The sequence below is a fragment of the Halomonas sp. PBN3 genome, assembly GCF_000475415.1.
Lineage (GTDB): Bacteria > Pseudomonadota > Gammaproteobacteria > Pseudomonadales > Halomonadaceae > Halomonas > Halomonas shengliensis.
This window is the reverse complement of record NZ_AXCA01000057.1, coordinates 1-24,640: the sequence shown is the minus strand read 5'-3', so window position 1 is coordinate 24,640 and position 24,640 is coordinate 1. Positions and strand designations below refer to the sequence as shown.

At 66.7% G+C, this 24,640-nt stretch carries 18 protein-coding genes and 1 tRNA gene; 16 read left to right on the top strand and 3 right to left on the bottom strand.

All coding sequences use genetic code 11. The annotated features are described in order from the left end of the window. Window positions 1–27: 27 nt before the first annotated feature. The 7 genes from Q673_RS22735 (at window position 28) to Q673_RS22705 (ending at window position 8,860) form a co-directional block, all read left to right on the top strand. Window positions 28–102 (top strand) — tRNA-His (locus Q673_RS22735). Window positions 103–425: 323 nt separating this feature from the next. After that, entirely contained in the window at window positions 426–1,793 is a 1,368-nt protein-coding gene (tig, locus tag Q673_RS22730; RefSeq protein WP_023004954.1) for a trigger factor, read from the top strand. Between the two features lie 71 nt (window positions 1,794–1,864). Continuing rightward, window positions 1,865–2,485: an ATP-dependent Clp endopeptidase proteolytic subunit ClpP gene (gene clpP / locus Q673_RS22725; protein ID WP_023004953.1), complete on the top strand. Its 621-nt coding sequence runs from the start codon at window positions 1,865–1,867 to the stop codon at window positions 2,483–2,485. A gap of 107 nt (window positions 2,486–2,592) precedes the next feature. Continuing rightward, complete coding sequence (gene clpX / locus Q673_RS22720; protein ID WP_023004952.1) at window positions 2,593–3,873, top strand: ATP-dependent Clp protease ATP-binding subunit ClpX; 1,281 nt, start codon at window positions 2,593–2,595, stop codon at window positions 3,871–3,873. Between the two features lie 165 nt (window positions 3,874–4,038). Then, window positions 4,039–6,444 carry an endopeptidase La gene (lon, locus tag Q673_RS22715; protein WP_023004951.1) on the top strand — a complete coding sequence of 802 codons (2,406 nt, stop codon included), beginning with the start codon at window positions 4,039–4,041 and terminating at the stop codon, window positions 6,442–6,444. 176 nt (window positions 6,445–6,620) lie between these two features. Beyond that, on the top strand, window positions 6,621–6,893 hold the full coding sequence (locus tag Q673_RS22710; protein ID WP_023004950.1) for an HU family DNA-binding protein: 273 nt from the start codon (window positions 6,621–6,623) through the stop codon (window positions 6,891–6,893). A gap of 149 nt (window positions 6,894–7,042) precedes the next feature. Beyond that, window positions 7,043–8,860 carry a SurA N-terminal domain-containing protein gene (locus Q673_RS22705; RefSeq protein ID WP_023004949.1) on the top strand — a complete coding sequence of 606 codons (1,818 nt, stop codon included), beginning with the start codon at window positions 7,043–7,045 and terminating at the stop codon, window positions 8,858–8,860. A gap of 130 nt (window positions 8,861–8,990) precedes the next feature. On the opposite strand, the gene Q673_RS22700 is transcribed toward Q673_RS22705, so the two are convergent. Together Q673_RS22700 and Q673_RS22695 are read right to left on the bottom strand one after the other, a co-directional pair. Then, window positions 8,991–9,755 (bottom strand): UDP-2,3-diacylglucosamine diphosphatase, encoded by a 765-nt coding sequence (locus tag Q673_RS22700; protein ID WP_023004948.1) that lies wholly within the window; start codon window positions 9,753–9,755, stop codon window positions 8,991–8,993. Further along, window positions 9,752–10,243 carry a peptidylprolyl isomerase gene (locus Q673_RS22695; protein ID WP_023004947.1) on the bottom strand — a complete coding sequence of 164 codons (492 nt, stop codon included), beginning with the start codon at window positions 10,241–10,243 and terminating at the stop codon, window positions 9,752–9,754. Before Q673_RS22695 ends, Q673_RS22700 begins: the two co-directional genes overlap by 4 nt. A 355-nt stretch (window positions 10,244–10,598) precedes the next feature. Here Q673_RS22695 and Q673_RS22690 point away from each other — a divergent pair, with 355 nt between their 5' ends. From Q673_RS22690 to Q673_RS22655, 9 genes are all read left to right on the top strand, one after another. Beyond that, window positions 10,599–12,314, top strand: coding sequence for a glutamine--tRNA ligase/YqeY domain fusion protein (locus Q673_RS22690; RefSeq protein WP_023004946.1), 1,716 nt, complete (start codon window positions 10,599–10,601; stop codon window positions 12,312–12,314). An 8-nt stretch (window positions 12,315–12,322) separates the two neighbouring features. Next, a complete protein-coding gene (gene cysS, locus Q673_RS22685) occupies window positions 12,323–13,729 on the top strand; it encodes a cysteine--tRNA ligase (protein ID WP_031217626.1) in 1,407 nt (468 codons plus the stop codon). 220 nt (window positions 13,730–13,949) lie between these two features. Continuing rightward, window positions 13,950–15,284: a type II toxin-antitoxin system HipA family toxin gene (locus Q673_RS22680; protein ID WP_235048481.1), complete on the top strand. Its 1,335-nt coding sequence runs from the start codon at window positions 13,950–13,952 to the stop codon at window positions 15,282–15,284. After that, on the top strand, window positions 15,281–15,586 hold the full coding sequence (locus Q673_RS22675) for a helix-turn-helix domain-containing protein (RefSeq protein ID WP_023004943.1): 306 nt from the start codon (window positions 15,281–15,283) through the stop codon (window positions 15,584–15,586). The genes Q673_RS22680 and Q673_RS22675 overlap by 4 nt, the downstream gene beginning before the upstream one ends. A gap of 12 nt (window positions 15,587–15,598) precedes the next feature. After that, a complete protein-coding gene (locus Q673_RS22670; protein WP_043524280.1) occupies window positions 15,599–17,143 on the top strand; it encodes a TIGR02677 family protein in 1,545 nt (514 codons plus the stop codon). After that, window positions 17,131–18,420, top strand: coding sequence for a TIGR02678 family protein (locus Q673_RS22665; RefSeq protein WP_023004941.1), 1,290 nt, complete (start codon window positions 17,131–17,133; stop codon window positions 18,418–18,420). The genes Q673_RS22670 and Q673_RS22665 overlap by 13 nt, the downstream gene beginning before the upstream one ends. Then, window positions 18,413–22,588, top strand: a complete 4,176-nt coding sequence (locus tag Q673_RS22660; protein WP_043524275.1) for a TIGR02680 family protein — start codon at window positions 18,413–18,415, stop codon at window positions 22,586–22,588. Before Q673_RS22665 ends, Q673_RS22660 begins: the two co-directional genes overlap by 8 nt. A 66-nt stretch (window positions 22,589–22,654) precedes the next feature. Beyond that, complete coding sequence (locus Q673_RS36810) at window positions 22,655–22,813, top strand: hypothetical protein (RefSeq protein WP_023004939.1); 159 nt, start codon at window positions 22,655–22,657, stop codon at window positions 22,811–22,813. After that, entirely contained in the window at window positions 22,810–24,072 is a 1,263-nt protein-coding gene (locus tag Q673_RS22655) for a TIGR02679 family protein (RefSeq protein ID WP_023004938.1), read from the top strand. The genes Q673_RS36810 and Q673_RS22655 overlap by 4 nt, the downstream gene beginning before the upstream one ends. Here Q673_RS22655 and Q673_RS22650 read toward each other — a convergent pair. Further along, window positions 24,054–24,640: DUF1853 family protein (locus Q673_RS22650; protein ID WP_023004937.1), on the bottom strand; the 587-nt coding region annotated here is incomplete at its 5' end. The genes Q673_RS22655 and Q673_RS22650 overlap by 19 nt on opposite strands.

The window sequence follows — 24,640 nt, the reverse complement described above, 5'->3', positions numbered from 1 at the left end:
ACGCGGCGCAGCAGTAACAAGGCAATGGTGGATGTAGCTCAGTGGTAGAGCCCCGGATTGTGGCTCCGGTGGTCGTGGGTTCGATCCCCATCATCCACCCCATGTCTTGCGTCTCTTTCGGCACCTCCGTGTTCAGCAGTTTCGCATCTTCCTCAGTACTTCTATTTGGCTTCTCGTTTTATCGCGCGGGCGCATTCGGCGTCGGCGGTCTTCGCGTTTCCGGAATATGCCCCCTTGAGTGGCGCGCCGGTGGCCATCGCTGGCTTGCTTGAGCCCCGTGTTCGGCCCAGCCCTTGCAATCCGGTCGCTTGCCCCCATCACTCCTGCCATGGCGCTTGCCAGTGCCGGGCGGGATTCATAAAATCATCCCCTTGATTTTCCATTCACGCAGTCAACACATTGCCCCAGTCGGTAGAGGACATTTCATGCAAGTTTCCGTCGATACGACCTCCCAGATCGAACGCCGCGTCACCGTCCAGGTGCCGGCAGCCGAGGTCGACGAGGCCGTCAATGCCCGTCTCAAGGATGCCGCCAAGAACGTCCGCATGGACGGCTTCCGCCGGGGCAAGGTGCCGATGTCGGTGATTCGTCAGCGCTACGGCCGCGACGTGCGCAACGAGGTGGTCGGCGAGGTCATGCGTGAACGCTACGTGCGCGCCATCTCCGAGCACGAGCTCAACCCGGCCGGTTTCCCGCAGATTGAGGCCACCGTCAACGAGGCGGGCAAGGACCTGGAGTTCGTGGCGACTCTGGAGGTTTATCCTGAGATCGAGCTGGCCTCCATCGAGGGCACCGAAGTCGAGCGCCCGGTGGTCGAGGTGACCGACGCCGACGTCGACGAGATGATCGAGACCCTGCGCAAGCAGAACGCCGGCTGGGAGGCGGTCGAACGTGCCGCCGAGGATGGCGACCAGGTCACCATCGACTTCCAGGGCTTCCTGGGCGACGAGCCCTTCGAGGGCGGCAGCGCCGAGGGCCACGACCTGGTAATCGGCTCCGGCAGCTTCATCCCCGGCTTCGAGGAGCAGCTCATCGGTGCCAAGGCCGGTGACGACACCGAGATCAAGGTCACCTTCCCCGAGGATTACCAGGCCGAGCACCTGGCGGGCCAGGAAGCCACCTTCAAGGTCAAGGTGCACGAGGTGAAGGGCCAGTCGCTGCCCGAGGTCGATGCCGAGTTCGTCAAGAAGTTCGGCGTCGAGGACGGTGACCTCGACAAGTTCCGCGCCGAGGTCAAGAAGAACATGACCCGCGAGGCGGGCCAGGCGGTCGAGAATCGCGTCAAGCAGCAGGTGCTGGGCGCCCTGCAGAAGGCCAACGACATCCCGGTGCCCCAGGCGCTGGTGCAGCAGGAGGTCGACGGCCTCAAGCGCCAGGCGGCCCAGCAGTTCGGCCTGGGTGAGGACTTTGACGTCTCCCAGCTGCCCAACGAGCTGTTTGCCGAGCAGGCCAAGAGCCGCGTCGAGGTGGGCCTGCTGCTGGCTGAGGTGATCAAGGCCAATGAGCTCTCCGCCAGCGACGACGAGATCAAGGCCAAGGTCGAGGAGCTTGCCGAGCAGTACCAGGAGCCCGAGCAGGTGGTCGAGTACTACATGGGCAACGAGCAGATGAAAACCCAGGTCAAGTCCGCCATCCTCGAGGAGAAGGCGGTCGACCTGCTGCTTGAGCAGGCCAGTGTCAAGGACGTCGAGATGTCCTACCAGGACGTGCTGGCCGCCGCCCAGCAGCAGGACGAGGCCGACGAGGAAGAGGGCAGCGAGGAGGGCGCCGGCGAGGAAGAGCGCCAGGCCTGATCTGCCCCACGCCCCCGGCATGGCGTCGGGGGCGCATCGCTTCCATACATCGGATGCAAGGACAACACGCTATGAGCAACGAGTTCGAGATCCAGAACGCCGGCGGCCTGGTGCCCATGGTGGTCGAGCAGAGCGCCCGCGGCGAGCGCGCCTACGATATCTATTCCCGCCTGCTCAAGGAGCGTGTGATCTTCCTGGTGGGTCCGGTGGAAGACTACATGGCCAACCTGGTGGTGGCGCAGCTGCTGTTCCTGGAGTCCGAGAACCCGGACAAGGACATTCACCTCTACATCAACTCGCCGGGTGGTGCGGTGACCGCGGGCATGTCGATCTACGACACCATGCAGTTCATCAAGCCCGATGTCTCCACCGTCTGCATCGGCCAGGCGGCGAGCATGGGTGCGCTGCTGCTGGCCGGCGGTGCCGCGGGCAAGCGCTTCTGCCTGCCCAACTCGCGGATGATGATCCATCAGCCGCTGGGCGGCTACCAGGGCCAGGCCTCGGACATCGAGATCCACACCCGTGAGATCCTCGGCATCCGCGACAGGCTCAACCGCATCCTGGCGCACCACACCGGCCAGGACATCGACACCATCGCCCGGGATACCGACCGCGACAACTTCATGGACGGCAAGCAGGCGGCGGAGTATGGCCTGATCGATGCCGTGCTGGATAAGCGGCCCACATCCTGATAGCGTGATTTTCATCACACGCTGATCGTTCCCGGCGGCACCGTCCGCCGCTGTGAGCCCGGTGGTGCCGCCCTGGCGGCACCACCACCATCAAAAGAGGTATGCGAATGGCCGACGGCAAAGGCAAGGACGACGGTGGCAAGCTTCTCTACTGCTCGTTCTGCGGCAAGAACCAGAACGAGGTGCGCAAGCTGATTGCCGGCCCGTCCGTCTATATCTGTGATGAGTGTGTCGACCTCTGCAACGACATCATCCGCGAGGAGGTGCTCGACAACGATGCCGAGAGCGACGAGGAGCGCCTGCCGACGCCCCGCGAGATTCGTCACACCCTCGATGATTATGTGATCGGCCAGGACCGCGCCAAGATGGTGCTGTCCGTTGCCGTCTACAACCACTACAAGCGCCTGCGCTCCGACGTCAAGAACGACGAGGTGGAGCTGGGCAAGTCGAACATCCTGCTGATCGGGCCCACCGGCAGCGGCAAGACGCTGCTGGCCGAGACCATGGCGCGGCTGCTCAACGTGCCGTTCACCATCGCTGACGCCACCACGCTGACCGAGGCCGGCTATGTGGGCGAGGATGTCGAGAACATCATCCAGAAGCTGCTGCAGAAGTGCGACTACGATGTGGAGAAGGCCGAGCGCGGCATCGTCTACATCGACGAGATCGACAAGATCTCGCGCAAGTCGGACAACCCCTCCATCACCCGTGATGTCTCGGGGGAGGGCGTGCAGCAGGCGCTGCTCAAGCTGATCGAAGGCACCACCGCCTCGGTGCCGCCCCAGGGTGGTCGCAAGCATCCGCAGCAGGAGTTCCTGCAGGTCCATACCGGCAACATCCTGTTCATCGTCGGCGGCGCCTTCGCCGGGCTGGAGAAGGTGATCCGCGACCGCGCCGAGAAGGGCGGCATCGGCTTCAATGCCGAGGTGAAGAGCAAGGACGACAGCAAGCCGGTGGGTGATATCCTGGCCACCGTGGAGCCCGAGGACCTGGTCAAGTTCGGTCTGATCCCGGAGTTCGTGGGCCGCCTGCCGGTAATCGCGACCCTCACCGAGCTCACCGAAGATGCCCTGATCCAGATCCTCACCGAGCCCAAGAACTCGCTGATCAAGCAGTACGCCAAGCTGTTCGAGATGGAGAACGTCGAGCTGGAGTTCCGCGAGGACGCCCTGCGCGCCGTGGCGGCCAAGGCCATGGCCCGCAAGACCGGCGCCCGCGGCCTGCGCTCCATCCTCGAGTCGGTGCTGCTCGACACCATGTACGAGATCCCGTCGCTGGACGGCGTCAGCAAGGTGGTGATCGACGCCTCGGTGATCAGCGGCGAGAGCGAGCCGCTGCTGATCTACTCGCAGCAGCAGGAAGTCGCCGGCGACGGTACCGACGGCTGACGCCTCGGGGGTTACCCCGCGGGAGCGCCCAGTCTCCAGCGCCGGCCCGGCCGGCCGGAGACGCGGGGGCTCCCGTTTTTTTTGCCCCGTCGTCCGCCTTGCAAAGACTCTCGCTCGCCCCCACCCACTGGGTATTCTTTCGTTTTCTCTTGAGGTACGTCTGCGATGCAGCAGAACGCTGATCAGACCCTGAGTCTGCCCCTTTTGCCGCTGCGGGACGTGGTCGTCTACCCGCAGATGGTCATCCCGCTATTCGTCGGTCGCGAGAAGTCGATCGAGGCCCTCGAGGCTGCCATGAGCGCCGACAAGCGGGTGCTGCTGGTGGCCCAGCGCGAGGCCAGCAAGGATGACCCCGACCGCGACGATCTCTTCGCCATCGGCACCGTGGCCGAGATCATGCAGCTGCTCAAGCTGCCCGACGGCACCGTCAAGGTGCTGATCGAGGGGGTCTCCCGCGCCGACCTGGGCGAGCTGCATGCCGGCGAGGACTACACCCGCGCCGACGCCGTGCTGCGTGACAGCGTGCCGCTCACCGAGCGCGAGCAGGAGGCGCTGGTGCGCGTGCTGCTCAACCAGTTCGAGCAGTACGTGAAGATGTCGAAGAAGGTGCCCAACGAGGTGCTCAACTCGCTCTCCGGCATCGAGGATCCCAGCCGCCTGGTGGACACCATCTGCGCCCACCTGTCGCTGAAGATCGACGACAAGCAGCAGCTGCTCGAGATGGACAAGGTGCGCGACCGCATCGAGCACCTGATGGCGCTGATCGAGTCCGAGATCGACCTGCTGCAGGTGGAGAAGCGTATCCGCTCGCGGGTCAAGGATCAGATGGAGAAGTCCCAGCGCGAGTACTATCTCAACGAGCAGATGAAGGCCATCCAGAAGGAGATGGGCGAGCTCGAGAACGTGCCCAACGAGGCCGAGAAGTACGAGCAGGCCATCGAGGAGTCCGGCATGCCCAAGGAGGCCCGCGAGAAGGCCCTCCAGGAGCTGGGCAAGCTCAAGATGATGGCACCCAACTCGGCCGAGGCCACGGTGGTGCGCTCCTACCTCGACTGGCTGGTGTCGGTGCCGTGGAAGAAGCGCACCCGGGTCAAGCATGACCTGGTGCACGCCCAGAAGGTGCTCGACGAGGACCACTACGGCCTCGAGGAGGTCAAGGCGCGCATCCTCGAGTACCTGGCGGTGCACAAGCGGGTCAAGAAGCTCAAGGGGCCGGTGCTCTGCCTGGTGGGGCCGCCCGGGGTGGGTAAGACTTCGCTCGGCAAGTCCATTGCTCGGGCGACCAACCGCAAGTACGTGCGCCTGGCGCTCGGCGGCGTGCGTGACGAGTCCGAGATCCGCGGCCACCGCCGTACCTACATCGGCTCGCTGCCGGGCAAGATCGTCCAGCGCATGTCGCGGGCCGGGGTACGCAACCCGCTGTTCCTGCTCGACGAGGTCGACAAGATCGGCATGGACCATCGTGGCGACCCCGCCTCGGCGCTGCTCGAGGTGCTCGACCCGGAGCAGAACGACACCTTCAGCGACCACTACCTGGAGCTCGACTACGACCTCTCCGAGACGCTGTTCATCTGTACCGCCAACTCCATGAACATCCCTGGTCCGCTGCTCGACCGCATGGAGGTGATCCGCCTGCCCGGCTACACCGAGGACGAGAAGCTGGCCATCGCCCGGCGCTACCTGGTGCCCAAGCAGCTCAAGGCCAACGGCTTCAAGGACGAGGAGCTCGAGTTCTCCGACGAGGCGCTGCTGGAGCTGATCCGCTACTACAGCCGCGAGGCCGGGGTGCGCGAGCTGGAGCGCCAGATTGCCAAGGTGTGCCGCAAGGTGTTGCGCGAACGCCTCGAGAAGGAGAGCAAGGAAGGGGCACAGGCCCCGCTGCTGCTGGCCGCCGCCGATATCGAGGGGTATGCTGGGGTGCGCCGCTACAGCTACGGGCTGGCCGACCAGGAGGACCAGGTGGGTCGCGTGACCGGTCTGGCCTGGACCTCGGTGGGTGGCGAGCTGCTCAACATCGAGTCGGTGGTGACCCCGGGCAAGGGGCGCCTCAACAAGACCGGCTCGCTGGGCGACGTCATGAAGGAGTCGGTGAGCGCCGCCCAGACGGTGGTGCGGGCCCGGGCGCTGGCGATGGGCATCGACCCCGAGCGCTTCGAGAAGGAGGACCTGCACATCCACGTGCCCGAGGGGGCGACTCCCAAGGATGGTCCCAGCGCCGGCATCGCCATGGTCACCGCCATGGTCTCGGCCTACACCGGCCGGCCGGTGCGCTGCGATGTGGCCATGACCGGCGAGGTCAACCTGCGCGGCGAGGTGCTGCCCATCGGCGGCCTGAAGGAGAAATTGCTGGCCGCCAGGCGCGGTGGTATAAAGACCGTGCTGGTGCCCGAGGAGAACCGCCGGGACCTCAAGGAGGTGCCGGACAATATCAAGGAGGCTCTCGACATCAGGCCGGTACGCTGGATCGACGAGGTGCTGGAGGTGGCTTTAGCGAAAAGGGATGAGGCATCCGAGGGGGAAGCCCGTTCCGATGAGTCCGCCTCCACGTCATCAATGATCAGCACCCATTGAGGCCCTTTTCCCCACCATCATCCAGGGCAAAGCCCGATATGGTGGGGCTCTGGCCGCAATGTTTCTTGACAGTGCTTTCCCCGCATTGCTATAAATTGCTTATGCTGTGATCGCGCTTGTCTGTTGAAATGCCGTGTCGATTAGAGCCAAATTCCGAAAATGTCAAGGGGTGAAGTGTGAACAAGTCCGAGCTGATCGAAGCCATCGCCGCGTCCGCCGATATTCCCAAGGCCTCCGCCGCCCGCGCGCTGGATGCCATGGTGGATACCGTCACCGACAGCCTCAAGAAAGGTGACAGTGTTTCCCTGGTCGGTTTCGGTACCTTCCAGGTCAAGGAGCGTGCCGCACGCACCGGTCGCAACCCGCAGACCGGCCAGCCGATCGAGATCAAGGCGGCCAAGGTTCCCAGCTTCAAGGCCGGCAAGGCGCTGAAGGATTCCGTCAACTGATAGCCCCGTCAACGGATATGCTTTCTCCGGAAAGCCAGGTGCGACGCCCGCGCCGCTGAAGGTTGACCACTACTGGTTGATTGATACAGGCGCATCGCCCTCGGCGGTGCGCCTGTCTTCGTTCTACTCTCCACTCTTCCGAGGCCTGCATGCTGCAAAGTATTCGAGACCGCTCCCGTAGCTGGGGGGCGAAGATCATCATCGGCGCGGTGGTCGTCACCATGGCACTGTTCGGCGTCGAGTCGCTGGTGGGCCTGTTCGGCAACAGCGGTGACGAGGTCGCCGAGGTCAACGGCGAGCCCATCATGCGCCAGGAGCTGGAACTGGCCGTGCAGCGGGCGATCCGCTCCGGGCAGGTGCCGCCCGAACAGGAGCGGGCCCTGCGCGCCCAGATGCTCGACCAGCTGATTACCGACCGGGTGTTGCGCCAGTACGCCGAGGAGGGCGGGCTGCACCTCTCCGAGGAGCAGCTCGACCAGATCATCGTCTCGCTGCCCGAGTTTCAGGACCAAGAGGGGCGCTTCGACAGCGACCTGTTCCGCAACCGCCTGGCCAGCGCCGGCTATACCCCGGTGGGCTTCCGTGAGCAGCTGCGCCAGGACATGCAGCAGCAGCAGCTCCAGCAAGGCCTGGCGTTCAGCGACTTCACCCTGGAGAGCGAGCGCGAGCGCCTGGCCGAGCTGCAGCGCCAGACCCGCACCTTCCGTCACGCTGCGATCGATGCCGCCGCCCTGGACGAGGAGGTCGCCGCCAGCGAGGCCCAGATCGAGGCCTACTACGAGGCGCACCAGGAGGCGTTCCGGCGTCCCGAGCAGGTGCGCCTGGAGTACGTGGTGGTGGATCGCCAGGCCATGGCGGACCAGGTCGAGGTCGACGAGGCGGCACTGCGTGATGCCTGGCGCGAGGCCACCGCCGACGCCGATCGCCGTCTCTCCCATATCATGGTCACCTTTGGGGACGAGCGCAGCCGCGAGGAGGCGGTGAGTCGCCTGGAGGAGGTGCAGGCGCGCCTTGAGAAGGGCGAGGCCTTCGCCGACCTGGCGGCCGAGTTCTCAGACGACACCGTCTCCGCCGAGCAGGGCGGCGACCTGGGCGTGGTGAGCCGCGGCTTTTTTGGCGAGGCCTTCGACGAGGCGGCCTTCTCCCTGGGCGAGGGCGAGGTCTCCGGGATCGTCGAGACCGACAACGGCCTGCACCTGCTCAAGGTGACCGGCCTCGAGCGCGAGTCTTTCGCCGAGATGCGCGATGAGCTGCGTCGCCAGCTGGCCCGCGATGAGGTCTCCGATGCCTTTAACGACAAGGTGCAGCAGCTGATCGACGAGAGTTTCTCCGCCGACGACCTGGCCGGCGTCGCCGAGGACCTGGGGCTCGAGCTTCAGACCAGCGACTGGGTCTCCCGCGAGGGCGCCGAGGGCGTGCTCTCGGAGCCGGGCGTGATGAGCCAGGCGTTCAGCGACGACGTCCTCGGCGAGGGCTACAACAGCGAGGTGATCGAGCTGGACAGCGATCGCCGCCTGGTGCTGCGCGTGGCCGAGCATCGCGAGGCGACTACCCTGCCGCTGGCCGAGGTGCGCGACGAGGTGCGGGCCGACGTCGAGGCCGAACTGCGCCGCGAGGCGCTGCTGGCACGGGCCGATGAGCTGGTCGCCGCCCTGCGCGACGGCGAATCGGTCGAGCTCGACTGGCAGCAGGCCGAAGCCGTCAGTCGCCAGCAGACCCAGGGCCTCTCCCGGACCCTGGTGGATGCCGCCTTCCGCCTGCCGGCGCCCGAGGGCGATACGCCCACCTACGGTCGGGTCGCCGAAGGCGAGCGCGCGGTCGTCATCGCCCTGGAGTCGGTCGGCGAGGGCGAGATCGACGCGCAGGTCGAGCAGTTCGTCGCCTCCATGGCCGAGCGCCTGCGCGCCCAGGCCGCTATCCAGGGGCTGATCGAGCACCTGCGCAGCGAGGCGGAGATCAAGCGCTAGGGTCTCGCCAGCCTAAAGGCGAAAGGAGCAAGCGCAAGGTCGCCCCTTGGCTTGCTCCTTTTGCATTGCGGGCCTGGTTGCTTGGCCCCTTGCCCCCTGGACCCCTTGACCCCTGGAACAGGGGGCATGCCTACCGGCCCAGCGTAAACTCCCGCAGCACTGGCTCGCCGTGGTCCTCGACCAGAATCTCCCACCCGGTGCCAGGCTGCCAGTCGCCCAGTACGTAGCGCCGTGCCGGCTGGCCCTCGACCTCGAGCTCATGCACCGCCGGGCGGTGGGTATGGCCGTGGATCAGGGTGGTGACGCCGTGCTCGGCCATCGTCCTGACCACCTCGTCGGGGGTCACATCCATGATGTCCTCGGCCTTGTTGGAGTTGGCCTCGCCGGACTGGGCGCGCAGCTGGCTGGCCAGGGCGACGCGCTGTTCGATGGGCATGGCCAGCACCTGCTGCTGCCACTGGGGATGGCGCGCCTGGGCGCGGAACGCCTGGTAGTCGGCGTCGCGGGTGCAGAGGCTGTCGCCATGCATCAGCAGCACCCGGTGGCCTTCGAGTTCCACCACGCTGGGGTCTGCCAGCAGGGTGGCACCGGCCTCGCGGGCGAAACGCTCGCCCAGCAGGAAGTCGCGATTGCCGTGCATCAGGTAGAGCACGGTGCCGTCATCGGCCAGCCGCCTGAGTGCCGTGGCGATCCGCGCCGCCAGGTCGGCGTTGCCGCTGGGGTCCCGGCCCGCCAGGTCGAGCAGGTCGTCGCCGATCCACGCCTCGAAGAAGTCGCCGAGGATATAGAGGGCGTCACAGCCGCAGGCGCGCTCCTCCAGCCAGCGCAGGAAGCCCTCGGTGATCTCGGGGGCGCCGGGGTGGAGGTGCAGGTCGGAAATCAGCAGGGTGGTCATTTTACATACGCTTTCTCGATCAGCACGTCCTGTGCCGGCACGTCGGCGTGCATGCCGCGGCGGGTGGTCTCGACCTTGCGGATCTTATCGACCACCTCCATGCCGTCGACGACGCGGCCGAAGACGCAGTAGCCCCAACCCTGGATGGACTTGCCGCTGTGGTTGAGGAAGGCGTTGTCGGCGACGTTGATGAAGAACTGGGCGGTGGCCGAGTGCGGGTCCTGGGTGCGTGCCATGGCCAGGGTGCCGACCTCGTTGGCCAGGCCGTTGTCGGCCTCGTTCTCGATCGGGTCGCGGGTGGGCTTCTGATTGAAGTCTTCGTCGAAGCCGCCACCCTGGACCATGAAGCCGTCGATTACGCGGTGGAAGAGGGTGCCGTCATAGAAGCCGTCGCGCACATACTGCTCGAAGTTGGCGGCGGTCTTGGGTGCCTTCTCGTGGTCGAGTTCGACGCTGATGTCACCAAAGGTGGTCTGCAGAACGATCATCGTAAGTTCCTGTGCAATAAAGGGGCCTCGCCTTGGCGTTGCCCATGGGCGTGGCGCTATAATACCGGTTTTGCTTCCATGCGCGAAGCGAGCGTGGGGGCTCTATCGGTGTCGGGCAGCCGGAGCTGCCTGTAGCGAGAGGCGCCGGGGACAGGCCGTAGAGGAGGTCCTACGCCAGGGATGGCGTCGGTAGCGCCCAGGGAGGGGTTCACAGCGTCTCCTTGGAGGCCTGTCGCCGGATCAGCCTCGAGCGATACCGTGCCAGTGTGAATTCCTACGGCGCCCCTACCCAGACGCTTCGCCATCGCTTGCGTCGGCAGGCCCGCATTCTCAACCAGAGGCTGTTTTTCTCGACATGTCCACCGAAACCACCAGTGCGCCGAACTTCATCCGCAACCAGATCCGCGAGGAGATCGAGGCCGGTCGCATCGGCAAGATCGTGACCCGCTTCCCGCCGGAGCCCAATGGCTTCCTGCATATCGGTCACGCCAAGTCGATCTGCCTCAACTTCGGGCTCGCCGAGCAGTTCGGTGGTGACTGTCACCTGCGCTTCGATGACACCAACCCGGCCAAGGAGGAGCAGGCCTACATCGACGCCATCAAGGAGGACGTCAGCTGGCTGGGCTTCGAGTGGGCCGGCGAGGTGCGCTTCGCCTCCGACTACTTCGACCAGCTCTACGCCTGGGCCCAGCACCTGATTCGCGAGGGCAAGGCGTACGTGGACGACCTCTCGCCGGACGAGATCCGCGAGTACCGCGGCACCCTGACCGAGCCGGGCCGCCCCAGCCCCTACCGGGAGCGCAGCGTGGAAGAGAACCTCGAGCTGCTGGAGCGCATGCGCGTCGGCGAGATCGCCGAGGGCGAGAAGGTGCTGCGGGCCAAGATCGACATGGCCTCGCCCAACATCAACCTGCGCGACCCGATCCTCTATCGCGTCCGCCATGCCCATCATCACCAGACCGGCGACACGTGGAAGATCTACCCCTCCTATGACTTCACCCATGGCCAGTCCGATGCCATCGAGGGGGTCACCCACTCCATCTGCACCCTGGAGTTCGAGGATCATCGCCCACTCTACGAGTGGTTCCTCGATAACCTGCCGGTGCCGGCCAAGCCCCGCCAGATCGAGTTCGCCCGGCTCAACCTCAACTACACCCTGACCTCCAAGCGCAAGCTCAAGCTGCTGGTGGACGAGGGCATCGTCGATGGTTGGGACGATCCGCGCCTGCCGACCATCTCCGGGATGCGCCGCCGTGGCTATACCCCGGCCTCCATCCGCAAGTTCTGCGAGATGATCGGGGTGACCCGCGCCGACGGTGGCCTGGTGGACATCGCCATGCTCTACCACGCCATCCGCTCCGACCTCGAGGACAATGCGCCGCGCGCCATGGCGGTGCTCAAGCCGCTCAAGGTGGTGCTGACCAACGTGCCCGAGGGCCATGAGGAGACCTACGAGGTGCCCGGCCACCCGGCACGGGATGACATGCCGGTGCGCAAGATTCCCTTCACCCGTGAGCTCTACATCGACCAGGACGACTTCATGGAGGAGCCGCCTAAGAAGTTCTTCCGCCTGGCGCCGGGCAAGGAGGTGCGCCTGCGCAACTCCTACGTGATCCGCTGCGACGAGGTGATCAAGGACGACGCCGGCGAGATTCGCGAGCTGCGCTGCTCCGTGGACTTCGACACCCTGGGCAAGAACCCCGAGGGTCGCAAGGTGAAGGGGGTGATCCACTGGGTGAGCGCCGAGCACGGTGTGCCCATGGAGGTGCGCCTCTACGACAACCTCTTCTTGGAGGAGCAGCCGGACAAGGACAAGGACGCCGACTTCCTTGAGCACCTCAACCCCGAGTCGCTGGTGGTCCGCCAGGCCATCGGCGAGCCGAGCCTGGCCGAGGTGGCCCCCGAGAGCCGGTTCCAGTTCGAGCGGGTGGGCTACTTCTGCGCCGACCGCCACGCCTGTCGCGACGGCAAGCTGGTGTTCAACCGTACCGTGAGCCTCAAGGATAGTTGGGCCAAGGTGCAGAAGAAGGCAGCCCAGAACCAAGACGTGCAGAAGAGGGGGGGAGCGTGAGCGCCGACCTGCAGATCTACAACACGCTGACCCGCCGCAAGGAGGCCTTCACGCCCATCGAGCCGGGCAAGGTGCGCATGTACGTGTGCGGCATGACCGTTTACGACTACTGCCACCTGGGCCATGCCCGGGTGATGGTGGCCTTCGACGTCATTACCCGCTACCTGCGCCATCGCGGCTATGACGTCACCTATGTGCGCAACGTCACCGACATCGACGATAAGATCCTGCGCCGTGCCGACGAGAACGGCGAGTCGATCGCCTCGCTCACCGAGCGCATGATCGAGGCGATGCACGAGGACGAGGCACGCCTTTTCGTGCTGCCGCCGGACCAGGAGCCCCGCGCGACCCAGCATATCGATGACATCCTCGCGATGATCGAGACGCTGATCGCCAAGGGCTACGCCTACGCGGCGGACAACGGCGACGTCTACTACCGGGTGCGCCGCTTCGAGGGCTACGGCAAGCTCAACAACCGCGACCTCGACGAGATGCGCGCTGGGGCGCGCGTGGAGGTGGACGAGCACAAGGAGGACCCGCTGGACTTCGTGCTGTGGAAGGCGGCCAAGCCCGGCGAGGCGAGCTGGCCCTCGCCCTGGGGCGAGGGGCGCCCCGGCTGGCATATCGAGTGCTCGGCGATGTCGAAGTGCTGCCTGGGCGAGACCTTCGATATTCACGGCGGCGGGCCGGATCTCACCTTCCCCCATCATGAGAACGAGATCGCCCAGTCCGAGGCGGCCAACGGCAAGCCCTTCGTTAACACCTGGATGCACGCCGGGGCGGTGCGGGTGAACCACGAGAAGATGTCCAAGTCGCTGGGCAACTTCTTCACCATCCGCGAGGTGCTCGAGCACCACGACCCCGAGGTGGTGCGCTACCTGCTGGTGGCCAGCCACTACCGCAGTGCCATCAACTACTCGCCGGACTCCCTGGCCGAGGCGCGCAAGTCGCTGGAGCGCTTCTACAACGCCCTTGAAGGGGTGGCCCTGGAGGGGGTGTCGGCGGCAGATGGCGAGGCGTCATCGGCGTTCGCGGCGCGTTTTACCGCCGCCATGGATGACGACTTCAATACCCCCGAGGCGCTCTCGGTGCTCTTTGACCTGGCCCGGGAGCTCAACCGGGCCAAGAAGGAGGCGCCCGGGGAGGCCCCGGCGCTAGCCGCCGAGCTCAGGCGCCTGGGGGGCATCCTGGGGCTGTTGCAGCAGGATCCGGCGGCCTTCCTCAAGGCGGGCGCCGGTGAGCTGCCGCTCTCGGAGGCGGAGATCCAGGCGAAGATCGACGAGCGCGCCGCGGCCAAGAAGGCGAAGGACTTCGCCGCCGCCGATGCCATCCGCGACGAGCTAGCTGCCCTCGGCATCATCCTCAAGGACTCCCGCGAAGGCACCGGCTGGGTGTTCGAGAAGCCCGAAACCTGAAGGCATCCCGCAGGCGCGAGCCCTAACGCCAATAGACGCCCGGCTCCCTGAACCGACGTTCAGGGAGCCGGGCATCGGCAGTTTCTCGCTTTCAATTATGTGTATTTTTATGCACAAGAAAGCAGAATTTCATGGAAAGTGTGCGTGATACTTCGCATAATGTATGACGTATTGTCATGCTTGAGTGGAATGCTGCACATTGGCTGCCTTGAAGCTTACCTTGCAAATCCATTTCGACAAGACCTGGCACGATGCCGCCCAGGTGTCACTGCCAGATCCGGAGCGCGGGACCTTTGGCGTGTCCAGGCTTCGCTATGAGGCAGACTATGCCGTCGAGTGGATGTTTCACGATGACCAACATGCCGCCAGCTTGGTGCTGCCGGTAGAGTTGATGCTGACGCATGAGGCGCCGCGTTGGTTTGGTTTCCTGGAGGACATCATGCCGGCGGGTGCCAGTCGTCGCTTCTGGGTGGACTATCTCGGCATCCAGCACCTTTCGACTGGGCGTCAGGATGCGGAGCTTCTGGCTCGCGGCACCATTGCGCCGGTGGGTAACCTTCGCATCAAGGAGGCAGTACCCGACAATCGCCTGAGGGATGCCCTCGGCGAACGACGCTTCCCGATGCAGAGCGTGGTGGAGCGGGATGTCGACTTTCTGGAGTATGCCCAGCAGATGGGCGCTGCCAGCGGCGGGGCCACCGGTGCCGGTGGCGAGGCTCCCAAGCTGCTGCTCCGGCTTACCGCGGACGAGCGGGTCTGGATCGATACCTGGCAGGATGAGGTCCAGTGCCCAGACCTGCCGATGTTGGTGAAGTTTCCCCGAGGCCGCCGTAGTGCCGATGACTGCGATATCCTGCGTGCCGAGTATCACTACTACAAGGAGCTCGCAGCTCTTGGCATCGACACCATCGAAACCGACGCCATGCGATTGATCGAGGGTGAGCGCTATCCCTCGCTGTGGCTGCCGCGCTTCGATATGCACTACCGAGACGGGGCCTGGATTCGGTACGGTCTGGAATCTGTCTACTCCCTGCTGGGGGCGTCGCCCGGCACCTTCCTTCGCCATGGTGAGACCCTGCGTCGCCTGGTTGCGCTGCTTCAGGGGCAGTACCGTGTCCGCGAAGGGGGGGAGGCCTTCGACACCCAGGCCTTCGTCATCGAGTGGGTGCGGCGGGATCTACTCAACATCGCGTTCGGTAACTCCGACAACCACGGCCGCAATATGGCGCTGCTGAAACGCCCCGAGGGAGTTTGGCTCTCACCGGTCTACGATTTCGCCCCGATGCGAGCCGATGCCGAGGGCGTCACGCGGACCACCCAGTGGGGCCCGCCGCTCGAGGTTGGGGGCGAATACGATTGGTTCGCCATCGCAAGATCCCTGTCAGATGTGGTGGACCCTGATCAGCTGGTGGAGGCGCTCAAGCGGCTGGCGGGCGATCTCGAAGGGCTCGATGAGCGCCTGGCCGTGCGAGGCGTTCCCTCGCGAATTATGGATATGCCGACGGTAGGACTGCGCACGCTCAGTACGCGTCTCAAACGCTGGGGGTTATTGTGAAGCCACGCTATGTCGATGACCGTGAAGCGGCGCTGGTGGCGCTGCTCCAGCGCTTCTATGCAAGCGAGCTGACCGACGGTCAGCTGTTGCGTGCCCTGCGCCGGGACGTGCTGGGTCTCTCCCAGACCCGCTACGCAGCCCTGGTCGGTATCAGTCGGCGCACCCTGTCCGACCTTGAGGGCGACAAAGGCAATGTCACCCTGGAGGTGAAAAACCGTGTCTTCCGGCCTCTGGGGCTGGAGGTCAGTCTGCTGCCGCGTAAGCGCTCCCTGCTGGCGCAGGCCCTGGAATTCAACGAGTAGATGGGAGCCCGCTTGGACTACACCCCTTTCAGCTATGTGACTGCCGAAAAGGCTGAGCTCTATCGCCGGGTGATGCGTGCCTTCGTTGAAGCGAAGTCACACTTCCTGGTGCATCTGCGCCCCGAGGATGTCCAACAGCAGATTGGCGAGGCGGAGCTGGCCAGCGTGCAGTCGGCCCTGACTCAGCTGGTCACCTGGGGCAACTTGGACGCAGAGCGCGACAATGCTCGGGTGACCAGCGTCGAGGACTACTATCGGGCTCTCTACGTTTATCAGATCACCCGCCAGGGCGAGGCCGTGGAGGCGGCCCTGGCGACCTTCGAGCAGGAGCTGGGCCGCCGCGGCGCCCTGCAGAGCGTGGCGCTGGAGGATATCCGTACCCGCCTGCGTGCGCTGCTTACCCTGGCCCAGAGCGATACGCCCTCGGCCACCGAGAGCCAGCTGCTACTGCGTGACCTGGCCGGGGTCTTCGCTGACCTGGCCGAGAACGCCCGGGCGTTCATGACCGGGCTGAACCGCACGCTGGAGGGGCAGGGCAGCGATGTCGACGCCTTCCTGCTCTACAAGGAGCGGGTGATCGGCTATATCGAGCGCTTCCTGGGGGATCTGACCACCGCGTCCGGCGAGATCGCCGAGCTGATTCGTGCCCTCGATGGCATCGGCGATGCACAAGCGCCGGTGGCGCGGCTGCTGCGCCAGGCCGCCGAACGCGAGCTCACCGATCTCGCGCCCGGGGAGTCTGCGGACGACGATGAACGTGCCAAGGCGTTCGCCGAGGCGTGGCGTCGCTGGCACGGCCACTGGGAAGGTCTGCGTGCCTGGTTCCTCGACCAACCGGGGCGTCAGGCCCAGGCCCGCCTGCTGCGCAGCAGTGCCCGCCGCGCCGTGACCCAGTTGCTGGAAATGGTCGGCCGGCTCAACGAGCGGCGTATGGCGCGCAGCGACCGTTCCGCGGACTTTCGTACCCTGGCACGCTGGTTCCTGGAGTGTAACAACGACGGAGAAGCGCATCGGCTGTGGCGAACCGCCTTCGGCCTGACGCCGGCCCGCCACCTGGTGATCGATGCCGAGACCGCCGAGGCGTGGCGGCAGGCTCCTGTGCCGGCGAGCATGCCCTGGGCCGAGGCCCCGGGCATGCAGGTGCAGGCGCGGCTGCGTGCCACCGGCAGCTATCAGAAGGCCGGGGCTCCCCCCAAGCTGCGTAGCCGTGCGCGAGAGCGCGAGCTGCTGGCCCGCCAGCTAGCCGAGGAGGCCAGCGCGGCACGGGCCGCTCGGCGTCAGCTGGTGGAGCGCCGCGCCGAGCGCCTTTCGGAGCTCGGCGAGCTGGATGATGGCGCCTTCCGCCTGCTGCTCAACCTGCTGGGCGATGCCCTGGCGGCGAGCCCCGGCGATGACTCGCCGGTGACCACCACCACCGGCGACGGCAGCCTGCGCATCACTCTGACGCCGCTGGGCCCCGAGACAATCGCCACCCTGCATACCGAGGCCGGCATGCTGACAGGCCGTGACTACCGCCTGGAGATCACCGACCTGGAGGAGGACACATGGAGGAGTTGAGCGATGCCCTGACGCGTCAGCGCCAGGAGGAGCAGCGCCGTGCCCTACGCGCCCTGCTGGCAAGACCGCTGATCCGCAGCGATGACCCTGCCTTCCCGCTCATTCGTCGCCATGCGGCCACCCTGCGTGACTGGCTGGCCCGGGAGACCGGCTGGCACCTGCAGAGTGAGCGTGACTTCGTGCGCCTGCACAAGCGCGCGACTGACCTCGGCGATACCACGCGTCCGGCGACCGTCGGCCGCGGCACACAGCGCAAGACCTTCAACCGCCGCCGCTATGCGCTGTTCTGCCTGCTACTGGCGGATCTCGAGCGCGGCGATGCGCAGATCACCCTGGGGCGCCTGGGGGAGGGGCTGGATCAGGCGGTCGATGATCCTGCCCTGGCCGAGCGCGGCCTGGCCTTCTCCCTGGACCAGCAGGAGGCGCGCCGGGACCTGGTGGTGGTCGTGCGCCTGTTGATGGCGCTTGGGGTGCTGGTGCGCGTGGCCGGTGACGAGGAGCAGTTCCTGCGTCGTGGCCTGGAGGGTGACGTGCTCTATGATGTGGACCGCCGGCTGCTGGCTGCCCTGCTGGTCACCGCCCGAGGCCCTTCCCTGGTCGCCCTGAACGGCGCCGATGCCGAGCTTGATCTCGAGCGGCGTCTGCACGCCCTGAGCGAGACCTTCGTGCCGGACACGCCCGACGGGCGCAATCGCGAGCAGCGCCATCGCCTGGCCCGCCGGCTCCTGGATGACCCGGTGATCTATTTCGATTCGCTCGATGATGACGAGACCGCCTACCTGACCAATCAACGTGGCCCCCTGCTGAGGCGTCTGCAGCAGGCCACGGGGCTGGTGGCCGAGGTGCGCGCCGAGGGGCTGGCGCTGGTGGATCCCGAAGGCGAGCTCACCGACGAGAAGATGCCGGCGGAGGGCACCGAGGGGCATCTGGCGCTGCTGATGGCCGAGCGCCTGGCCGAGAGTGGCCCCGACGGTGTGACGATGGAGGAGGCCGAAACCTGGATCCTCCAGTGGCAGACCGACTTCCGTCGCTACTGGCGCAAGTCAGCCTGTGAACCGGGTGCCGCCCATGGCCTGGCACGCCAGACCCTGGCGCGCCTGGCGTCGCTGGGTCTTGTCCGGCGTCAGGCGCCGTCCCGGTCGCTGGGCGACGGTGGCCGTATCCTGCCGCTGCCGGCGCTCGGTCGCTTCCGGGTTCGTGCTCCATCGCTGCCCGATGCCAGCGAACTTCCTCGTCATGCCCAACCCGATCTGTCCGAGTCCCTTACAGATGACTGAGCCTTCCGCCCCGATGAACGAACTTCCCGAACCGCAGAGTCCCCGTTGGCAGCCCCTGCGCTGCGGCCTGGTCGAGATTTTCTACTACGACGAGGAGGTCTTCCACTTCCATGATGGGCGCCTGCTGCTGCGCGGCAACAACGGGACCGGTAAGTCCAAGGTGATGGCGTTGACGCTGCCGTTTCTCCTCGACGGCCAGCTCCTTCCCTCGCGAGTGGAGCCCGATGGCGACAGCGCCAAGCGCATGGAGTGGAACCTGCTGGTGGGTGAGTACCAGGAACGCCTGGGCTACACCTGGCTGGAGTTCGGGCGCCTGGGGGATGAGGGGCCCGAGACCTTCACGGTGGGCTGTGGCCTCAAGGCGGTGGCGGGGCGGCCGGTCCGCTCCTGGTTCTTCACCACCCCCCAACGCGTCGGGCGGGACCTCTTCCTGATCGATAACGGAAGAAGCGTGAGCCGTGAGCGGCTCGGCCAGGCGCTGGGCAGCGTGGGGCAGCTATATGATCGTGCTGCGGACTACCGACGGGCCATCGACGAGAGGCTCTTTCACCTGGGCGAGCAGCGCTATGGCGCCTTGCTCGACCTGCTGCTGCAGCTGCGCCAGCCGCAGCTGGCCAAGAAGCCCGACCCGAATCGTCTCTCCCAGGCGCTCAGCGATGCCCTGCCGCCGTTGGGGCGTGGCCTGATCGGCGAGGTGGCCGAGGCCTATCGCAGCCTGGATGTCTACCGCGAGGAGATCCAGGGGCTGGAGGAGACGGCGCGCGCCGTGGAAGCCTTCCTGGGCCACTACCGGCACTATGCCGGTATCGCGGTGCGCCGTCGGGCCGACTTCCTGACCGCTGCCCACGCCGAATACGAGAGGGTGCGCCTGCAGTTGGGCCGCGATCGCCAGGCCCATGAGGAGGCGCGGGGGAGTCGCGAGGCGCTGGGTGAGTCCCGCGAGCTCCTCGCCGAGCAGCAGCGGGAGCTGGCGGCACGCCAACGCACCCTGGAGGCCAGCGACGCCATGCGCTCGGCGGAGGCGCTGCGCAATGCCGACGAGCTGGCTCGCCAGCGCCGCACCCGCGCCGATGAGGAAGGCCGGCGGCTGGGCCGGGAGCGTGACAGTGACCGGCGAGCCGAGGCCCGCTTGCTGGAGGCCGAAGCGTCCTTGAAGGGCGGCGTCGCGAATCTGGAGGCGCGCCGCGATGAAAGTGCTGCACTGGCCGATGCGGCGGGTGTGGGCGGCGACCATCGTCGAGAAATCGCCACGCGGTTATCCGCGGAAACGGGCGAGCAGGTGCTTCCCAATGCCCGGGGTGTGGAGTCGCTGCAGCATGCGCTGCGAGACCTGCATCGTCGCCGCGCGGAGGGGGTGACACACCTCAACCGCCGCCTCGATGAGGTCGACAAGGCCGAGCGAGCCTTCCACCGGGTGGAGGATGAGGCGCGTCGGGAAGAGGAGACCCTGGCGAGTCGCGAGGAAGAGTGCCAGGACGCGACCAGCGCACGTGTTGAGGCGGCCGAGACCCTTCAGACCGACTGGCGTGAACACCTTGCCGCCCTGAAGGAACTGGCACCCGAGGATCCCGAGGCGATGCTCGCCGAGCTCGCACCCTGGTGCGATCACCTGAGCGGTGATGACCCCGCCGAGTCAGGGCTCTCCATGGCGCGGGATGCCCGGCGCGAGGCGCTGGGCCAGCAACGGCATACGCTGGAACAGCGGCATCGAGAGCTGGGCGTCGAACGCGCAGAACTCGAGGCGGAGCATCAGCGTCTGGCAGCGGGGGAGGCACGCGTGCCGCCGGCGCCTCATACCCGTGGCGAGGGCAGCCGTGAGGCTCGTCCCGGCGCCCCGCTTTGGCAACTGGTGGACTTTCAGACAGGCCTCGAGGCGAGACAGCGTGCCGGGCTGGAGGCGGCTCTGGAGGCCTCAGGGCTGCTGGATGCCTGGGTGCTGCCGGATGGCGAGCTGCTCGCCCCCGGCACCTGGGACACGCTGTTAACGCCATTTGCCGATGGTGCCATGCGACCGGCAGAGGAGAGCCTGACCACTGCTCTTTGCCCCGACCTTCCCGAGCACTCTCCGGTGAGCCAGCGGGTGGTCAAGGCACTGCTGGCCGGTATCGGCCTGGGTGCCTCCGACACCGTTGCCTGGGTGAGCACCGACGGTGCCTGGCGGTTGGGGCCGCTTGGTGGGCAGTGGGGCAAGGACGAGGCGGTCTATATCGGCCACGCCGCCCGGGAGGCGGCACGTCGGCGCAGGATGGCAGAGATCGCCCACGCCTTGGAGGGGCTGGCCATAGAGGTCGCCGGCATCACCGCCGAGCTCGAGCACCTCGATGCGTGTCTCGAGGTCATCGATCAGGAGTGGCAGGGTCGTCCCAGTGCCCAGGCGCTGCGTGATGCCCACGCCGCCGAGGCGGCAGCGCGGCGCGCTCGGGATACGCAAGCCGCGCGTCTGGAGCACGCCCAGGCCAGGCGGGAAGAGGCCCGCGAGGCGCTGGAGGCCCAGCGCGGTGAGCTGTATATCGCCGCAGAGGATCTGCGTCTTCCCGCCGAGCGCGAGCCCCTGGCCCGCCTTCAGTCCGCGCTCAATGACTACCGCTTTGCCATCAATGAACTGGTACAGGCTATCACCACCTGGCAGCAGGCCCGGCAGCGCCATGGCGAACTGAGGGATGAACGCCAGCGGGCACGAGAAGTGCTGGACCAGGGCGAGCGGGAGTTTGCCAAGGCCGAAGAGCAGGCGCGAGAGGCGGAGGTGCGTCGCGATACCCTGCGCGACACCATGGGGGCCGAGGTGCAGGAGCTGGAGCGCCAGCTGGCGGTCATCCAGCAGCGCAGCGAGGCGTTGGCCACCGAGCAGCGTGAGCTCGCCTCACGCTTCGAGACCCTGCTCGGCGAGGTGGCACGCTTCGCCGAGAAGGTGACCCAAGGCGAACAGCGTCTGGGCGAGCTGGATGAGCGCCGGGCTGAGCGGATCGCTGACTTCCGGGCCCTGGTGGAGGAGGGGCTTCTGCGGGTGGCCGCCCCGGAGCGCTTCATGGACCAGGAGGCGCCTACCTCTTGGGCGGCGGACCCCGCGGTGCGCCTGGCGCGGGCCGCCGCCCAGGCCACCGCCGGCATCGCCGCCGACGACGAGAGCTGGCATGCCCACCAGGGGCGGCTGCACGAACATATCAAGTTGCTCACCGACGTGCTCTCCCGCGGCGGTCACGACTGCATCGCCGAAGCCCGGGACGACCTGCTGTTGGTGCGTATCGTCTTCCAGGGGCGGCGTCAGGATCCCGATGCCTTGTATCGCCAGCTCAATGACGAGATCAGCCAACGCCAGGCACTGCTCAATGCCCGGGAGCGGGAACTGCTCGAGAACTACCTGATCGATGAGGTGGCAAGCCACATCCAGGAGCGCATCACCGACACAGAACGTCATGTGCGGGAGATGAACGGCGAGCTGGAGAGCCGGCCCACGAGCACCGGCATGCGCCTGCGTATCCGCTGGCAACCATTGTCCGAGGGGCAGAGCGCCGGCGGCATGACAGCTCCGGCGGGGCTAGAGGACGTCTGTCAGCGGCTGCGGCGCCAGGCGCTGGACGCCTGGTCGGCGGAGGATCGCCAGGTGGTGGGGGACTTCCTGCGCCGGCGGATCGAGGAAGCACGGGCCAGCGACGAGGGCGGCGCCCTGCAGGAGATCCTCGAGCGCGCCCTGGACTACCGCTTCTGGCATCGCTTCGTGGTGGAGCGTCATCAGAACGGCCAGTGGCGACCCGCCTATGGCCCGGCCTCCGGGGGCGAGCGGGCCCTGGTCATCACCCTGCCGCTATTTGCCGCCGCTGCCAGCCACTATGGCAGCGCCCATGAGCAGGCACCGCGTCTGGTGATGCTCGACGAGGTGTTCGCGGGAATCGATGACGATGCCCGCGCCAAGAGCATGGGGCTGCTGGCCCAGTTCGATCTGGATGCCGTGATGACCTCGGAGCGTGAGTGGGGCTGCTACCCGGATGTGCCGGGGCTCGCCATCGCGCAACTGGTGCGCCGCGAAGGGGTCGATGCCGTGCATGTCACCCGCTGGAGGTGGGACGGCAAGCGCCGGACGAGAGATGAGGTGCCCGCCAGTCAGGCGCTGCGAGAGGTTGCGGAACCTGCGGAAACAATAACGCCGGGCGGTATGGACAGCCTATTCTAGACATCATGTCCAGGGCTGTTGTGTTGCCTTTGGCGTAAGGTAATACCTTGTGAGAAAGGAGATGCAATGGCCAAGAGAAAATTGCCTATCGGCATCCGGACCTTTGCCGTTATCTTCAACGGTGAATACCGCGCGGCGGGCAAGCCGATCCACCTCATCGGTGTCAAATTTTCCCGGGATCAACGTCAGGTGGTGGCCTTCGAGTGGGAGCAGGTTCCGGCGTGACCAGTGACGTCGACCATGCCCGCCTGCGGCGGCTGCTGGGCGGCCCCGAGCTTGCCCGCTTACGCCAGCGCCTGAGAGGCAAGCTGCTGCGCGAGGGCGGCGGCCGCCTGACCATGAGCCAGGCCAGTGACAGCGAGCGTGCCACCGTGGAACGCCTGGTGGGGCGGCCACCTCGGCGGGGGAAGTCGCTGAGCGTGGATCTCGAGGCGCTCTCTCGTGCCCTGGCCCGGGCTGGCGTGGCGCAGGACCTACGGCATGCACTGGAGGCGCTGGATGGCCCGCTGGTCGATCACCGAGCCGTTCGCGAGGAGTCCCGCAGGCGCTGGAGCGAACTTCTGGACACTTATCATCCCGAGGCCGAGCGGCTGGGGGTGAGCAGCTGGCTGGAGGATCTGCGCCGCGGCGGCCAGCTCAAGCGCCTGGCCGGCGGCAGCGAAGGGCAGGGCAGTCATCTACTCGAACAGGCGATCACTGTACTCGAGCGACTGCCTGCACAGGGCCTGACGCTGAGTACCTTAGCCGCCGAATGCTTGGGTGATGCCCATGCCTTGGATGCCGGTCAGCCGGTGTCGGCGCTGGTGCGACGCGCCCTGGCCCGGCATTGGCGTGGTGGGGTGGCGTTGGACAAGCCGGATGAGCGTTCGACCTGGGCCCATGCCGGCGTCCTGCTGGGCGGTGATATCACCAGCGCGGTGCTGACCCTGGGCCTGCCGGTGCGGGACGAGAGCGGCCTGGAGGCGGCACTTGCGCATTACTATCGGCTTGCCGAGCCCTCCTGGCTGACCCTTCGCCAGCTGCTGCGCCATCCCCCCGAGTGGGATGTCGAGGGGCGCGATGTCTACGTCTGCGAGAATCCCGCTGTAGTGGCCGAGGCGGCCGAGCGACTGGGTACCGACAGCTCGCCTCTGGTGGCCACCTGGGGACGCCCAGGCGCTGCCGTGTTGACCCTGCTCGAACAACTGGAGGCTGCCGGTGCCTGCTTGCACTACCACGGCGACTTCGACTGGCCCGGCATCGGCATCGCCAATGCCCTGCTGGCGCGCTTTTCGATGCGGCCCTGGCGCATGGCGGCAGCGGACCTGGAGGCTGACGCCCATCTCGCGGGAAAGCCACTAGAAGGCAAGCCCCTGGATGCCCTCTGGGACCCTCGACTGAGTACTGCTATGGAGCTGCGCGGCCAGGCGCTGCATGAGGAGCAGCTGATCGAGACGCTCTTGGACGATCTGCGCCTACGGGGGGATCACACAGCCACGGGGTAGGGCGGTAGCGGTATCTGTCGCGGCCAGTCGTCGGCGACCACGAAGAGACGTCTCCAGCCGGCGTCGGGGTGCCAGAGGGCGATCTGCACCGGGGCCCCAGGTAGCCGAAAGTGCTCGGCGAGGCGGGTGGCCAATTCATCGAGCGCAACCAGCGATTCGGTTCGGGGCAGGGCGAGCCAGTGGGGCTTGGTGAGCCAGGCGCCTCGGGTACCCCGGGGCAGGGACGCCCGGAAGCGGTGCCAGTCGTGCCTGAAGAGCCAGTGGCCGCGCAGATGATCGGGGGTCGCCTCGCGGGGTGGCAGCAGGGGCCGGTGCCAGGGGGTGAAGAGCACCCCGGGGATCGCCACCCGGGGGGTGAGGCGCAAGGGTCGGTCGGCGCCGACCCGACTTTCGCCCAGCCGGGCGACGATGGCCTCCCGGGCCGCGGGGTGCTCGGCGAGGCGTAGCTGGTGGCGGTGCAAGTGCTCACGCTTGCCGGCCAGGCTGTCGGCGCCCCCGGGGCCGATCCAGCGCGCCTGGCTCTCGGCATCGCCCGGCCCCTCGGTCAGCCCTAGCAGCCTGTCGGACT

Bases quoted from the DNA above. Each gene is read 5' to 3' on its own strand.
- Q673_RS22705 (WP_023004949.1), top strand. From the start codon at position 7,043: ATGCTGCAAAGTATTCGAGACCGCTCCCGTAGCTGGGGGGCGAAGATC.
- clpX (WP_023004952.1), top strand. From the start codon at position 2,593: ATGGCCGACGGCAAAGGCAAGGACGACGGTGGCAAGCTTCTCTACTGC.
- Q673_RS22695 (WP_023004947.1), bottom strand. From the start codon at position 10,243: ATGATCGTTCTGCAGACCACCTTTGGTGACATCAGCGTCGAACTCGAC.
- clpP (WP_023004953.1), top strand. From the start codon at position 1,865: ATGAGCAACGAGTTCGAGATCCAGAACGCCGGCGGCCTGGTGCCCATG.
- Q673_RS22700 (WP_023004948.1), bottom strand. From the start codon at position 9,755: ATGACCACCCTGCTGATTTCCGACCTGCACCTCCACCCCGGCGCCCCC.
- Q673_RS36810 (WP_023004939.1), top strand. From the start codon at position 22,655: ATGGCCAAGAGAAAATTGCCTATCGGCATCCGGACCTTTGCCGTTATC.
- tig (WP_023004954.1), top strand. From the start codon at position 426: ATGCAAGTTTCCGTCGATACGACCTCCCAGATCGAACGCCGCGTCACC.
- Q673_RS22660 (WP_043524275.1), top strand. From the start codon at position 18,413: ATGACTGAGCCTTCCGCCCCGATGAACGAACTTCCCGAACCGCAGAGT.
- lon (WP_023004951.1), top strand. From the start codon at position 4,039: ATGCAGCAGAACGCTGATCAGACCCTGAGTCTGCCCCTTTTGCCGCTG.
- Q673_RS22690 (WP_023004946.1), top strand. From the start codon at position 10,599: ATGTCCACCGAAACCACCAGTGCGCCGAACTTCATCCGCAACCAGATC.
- Q673_RS22665 (WP_023004941.1), top strand. From the start codon at position 17,131: ATGGAGGAGTTGAGCGATGCCCTGACGCGTCAGCGCCAGGAGGAGCAG.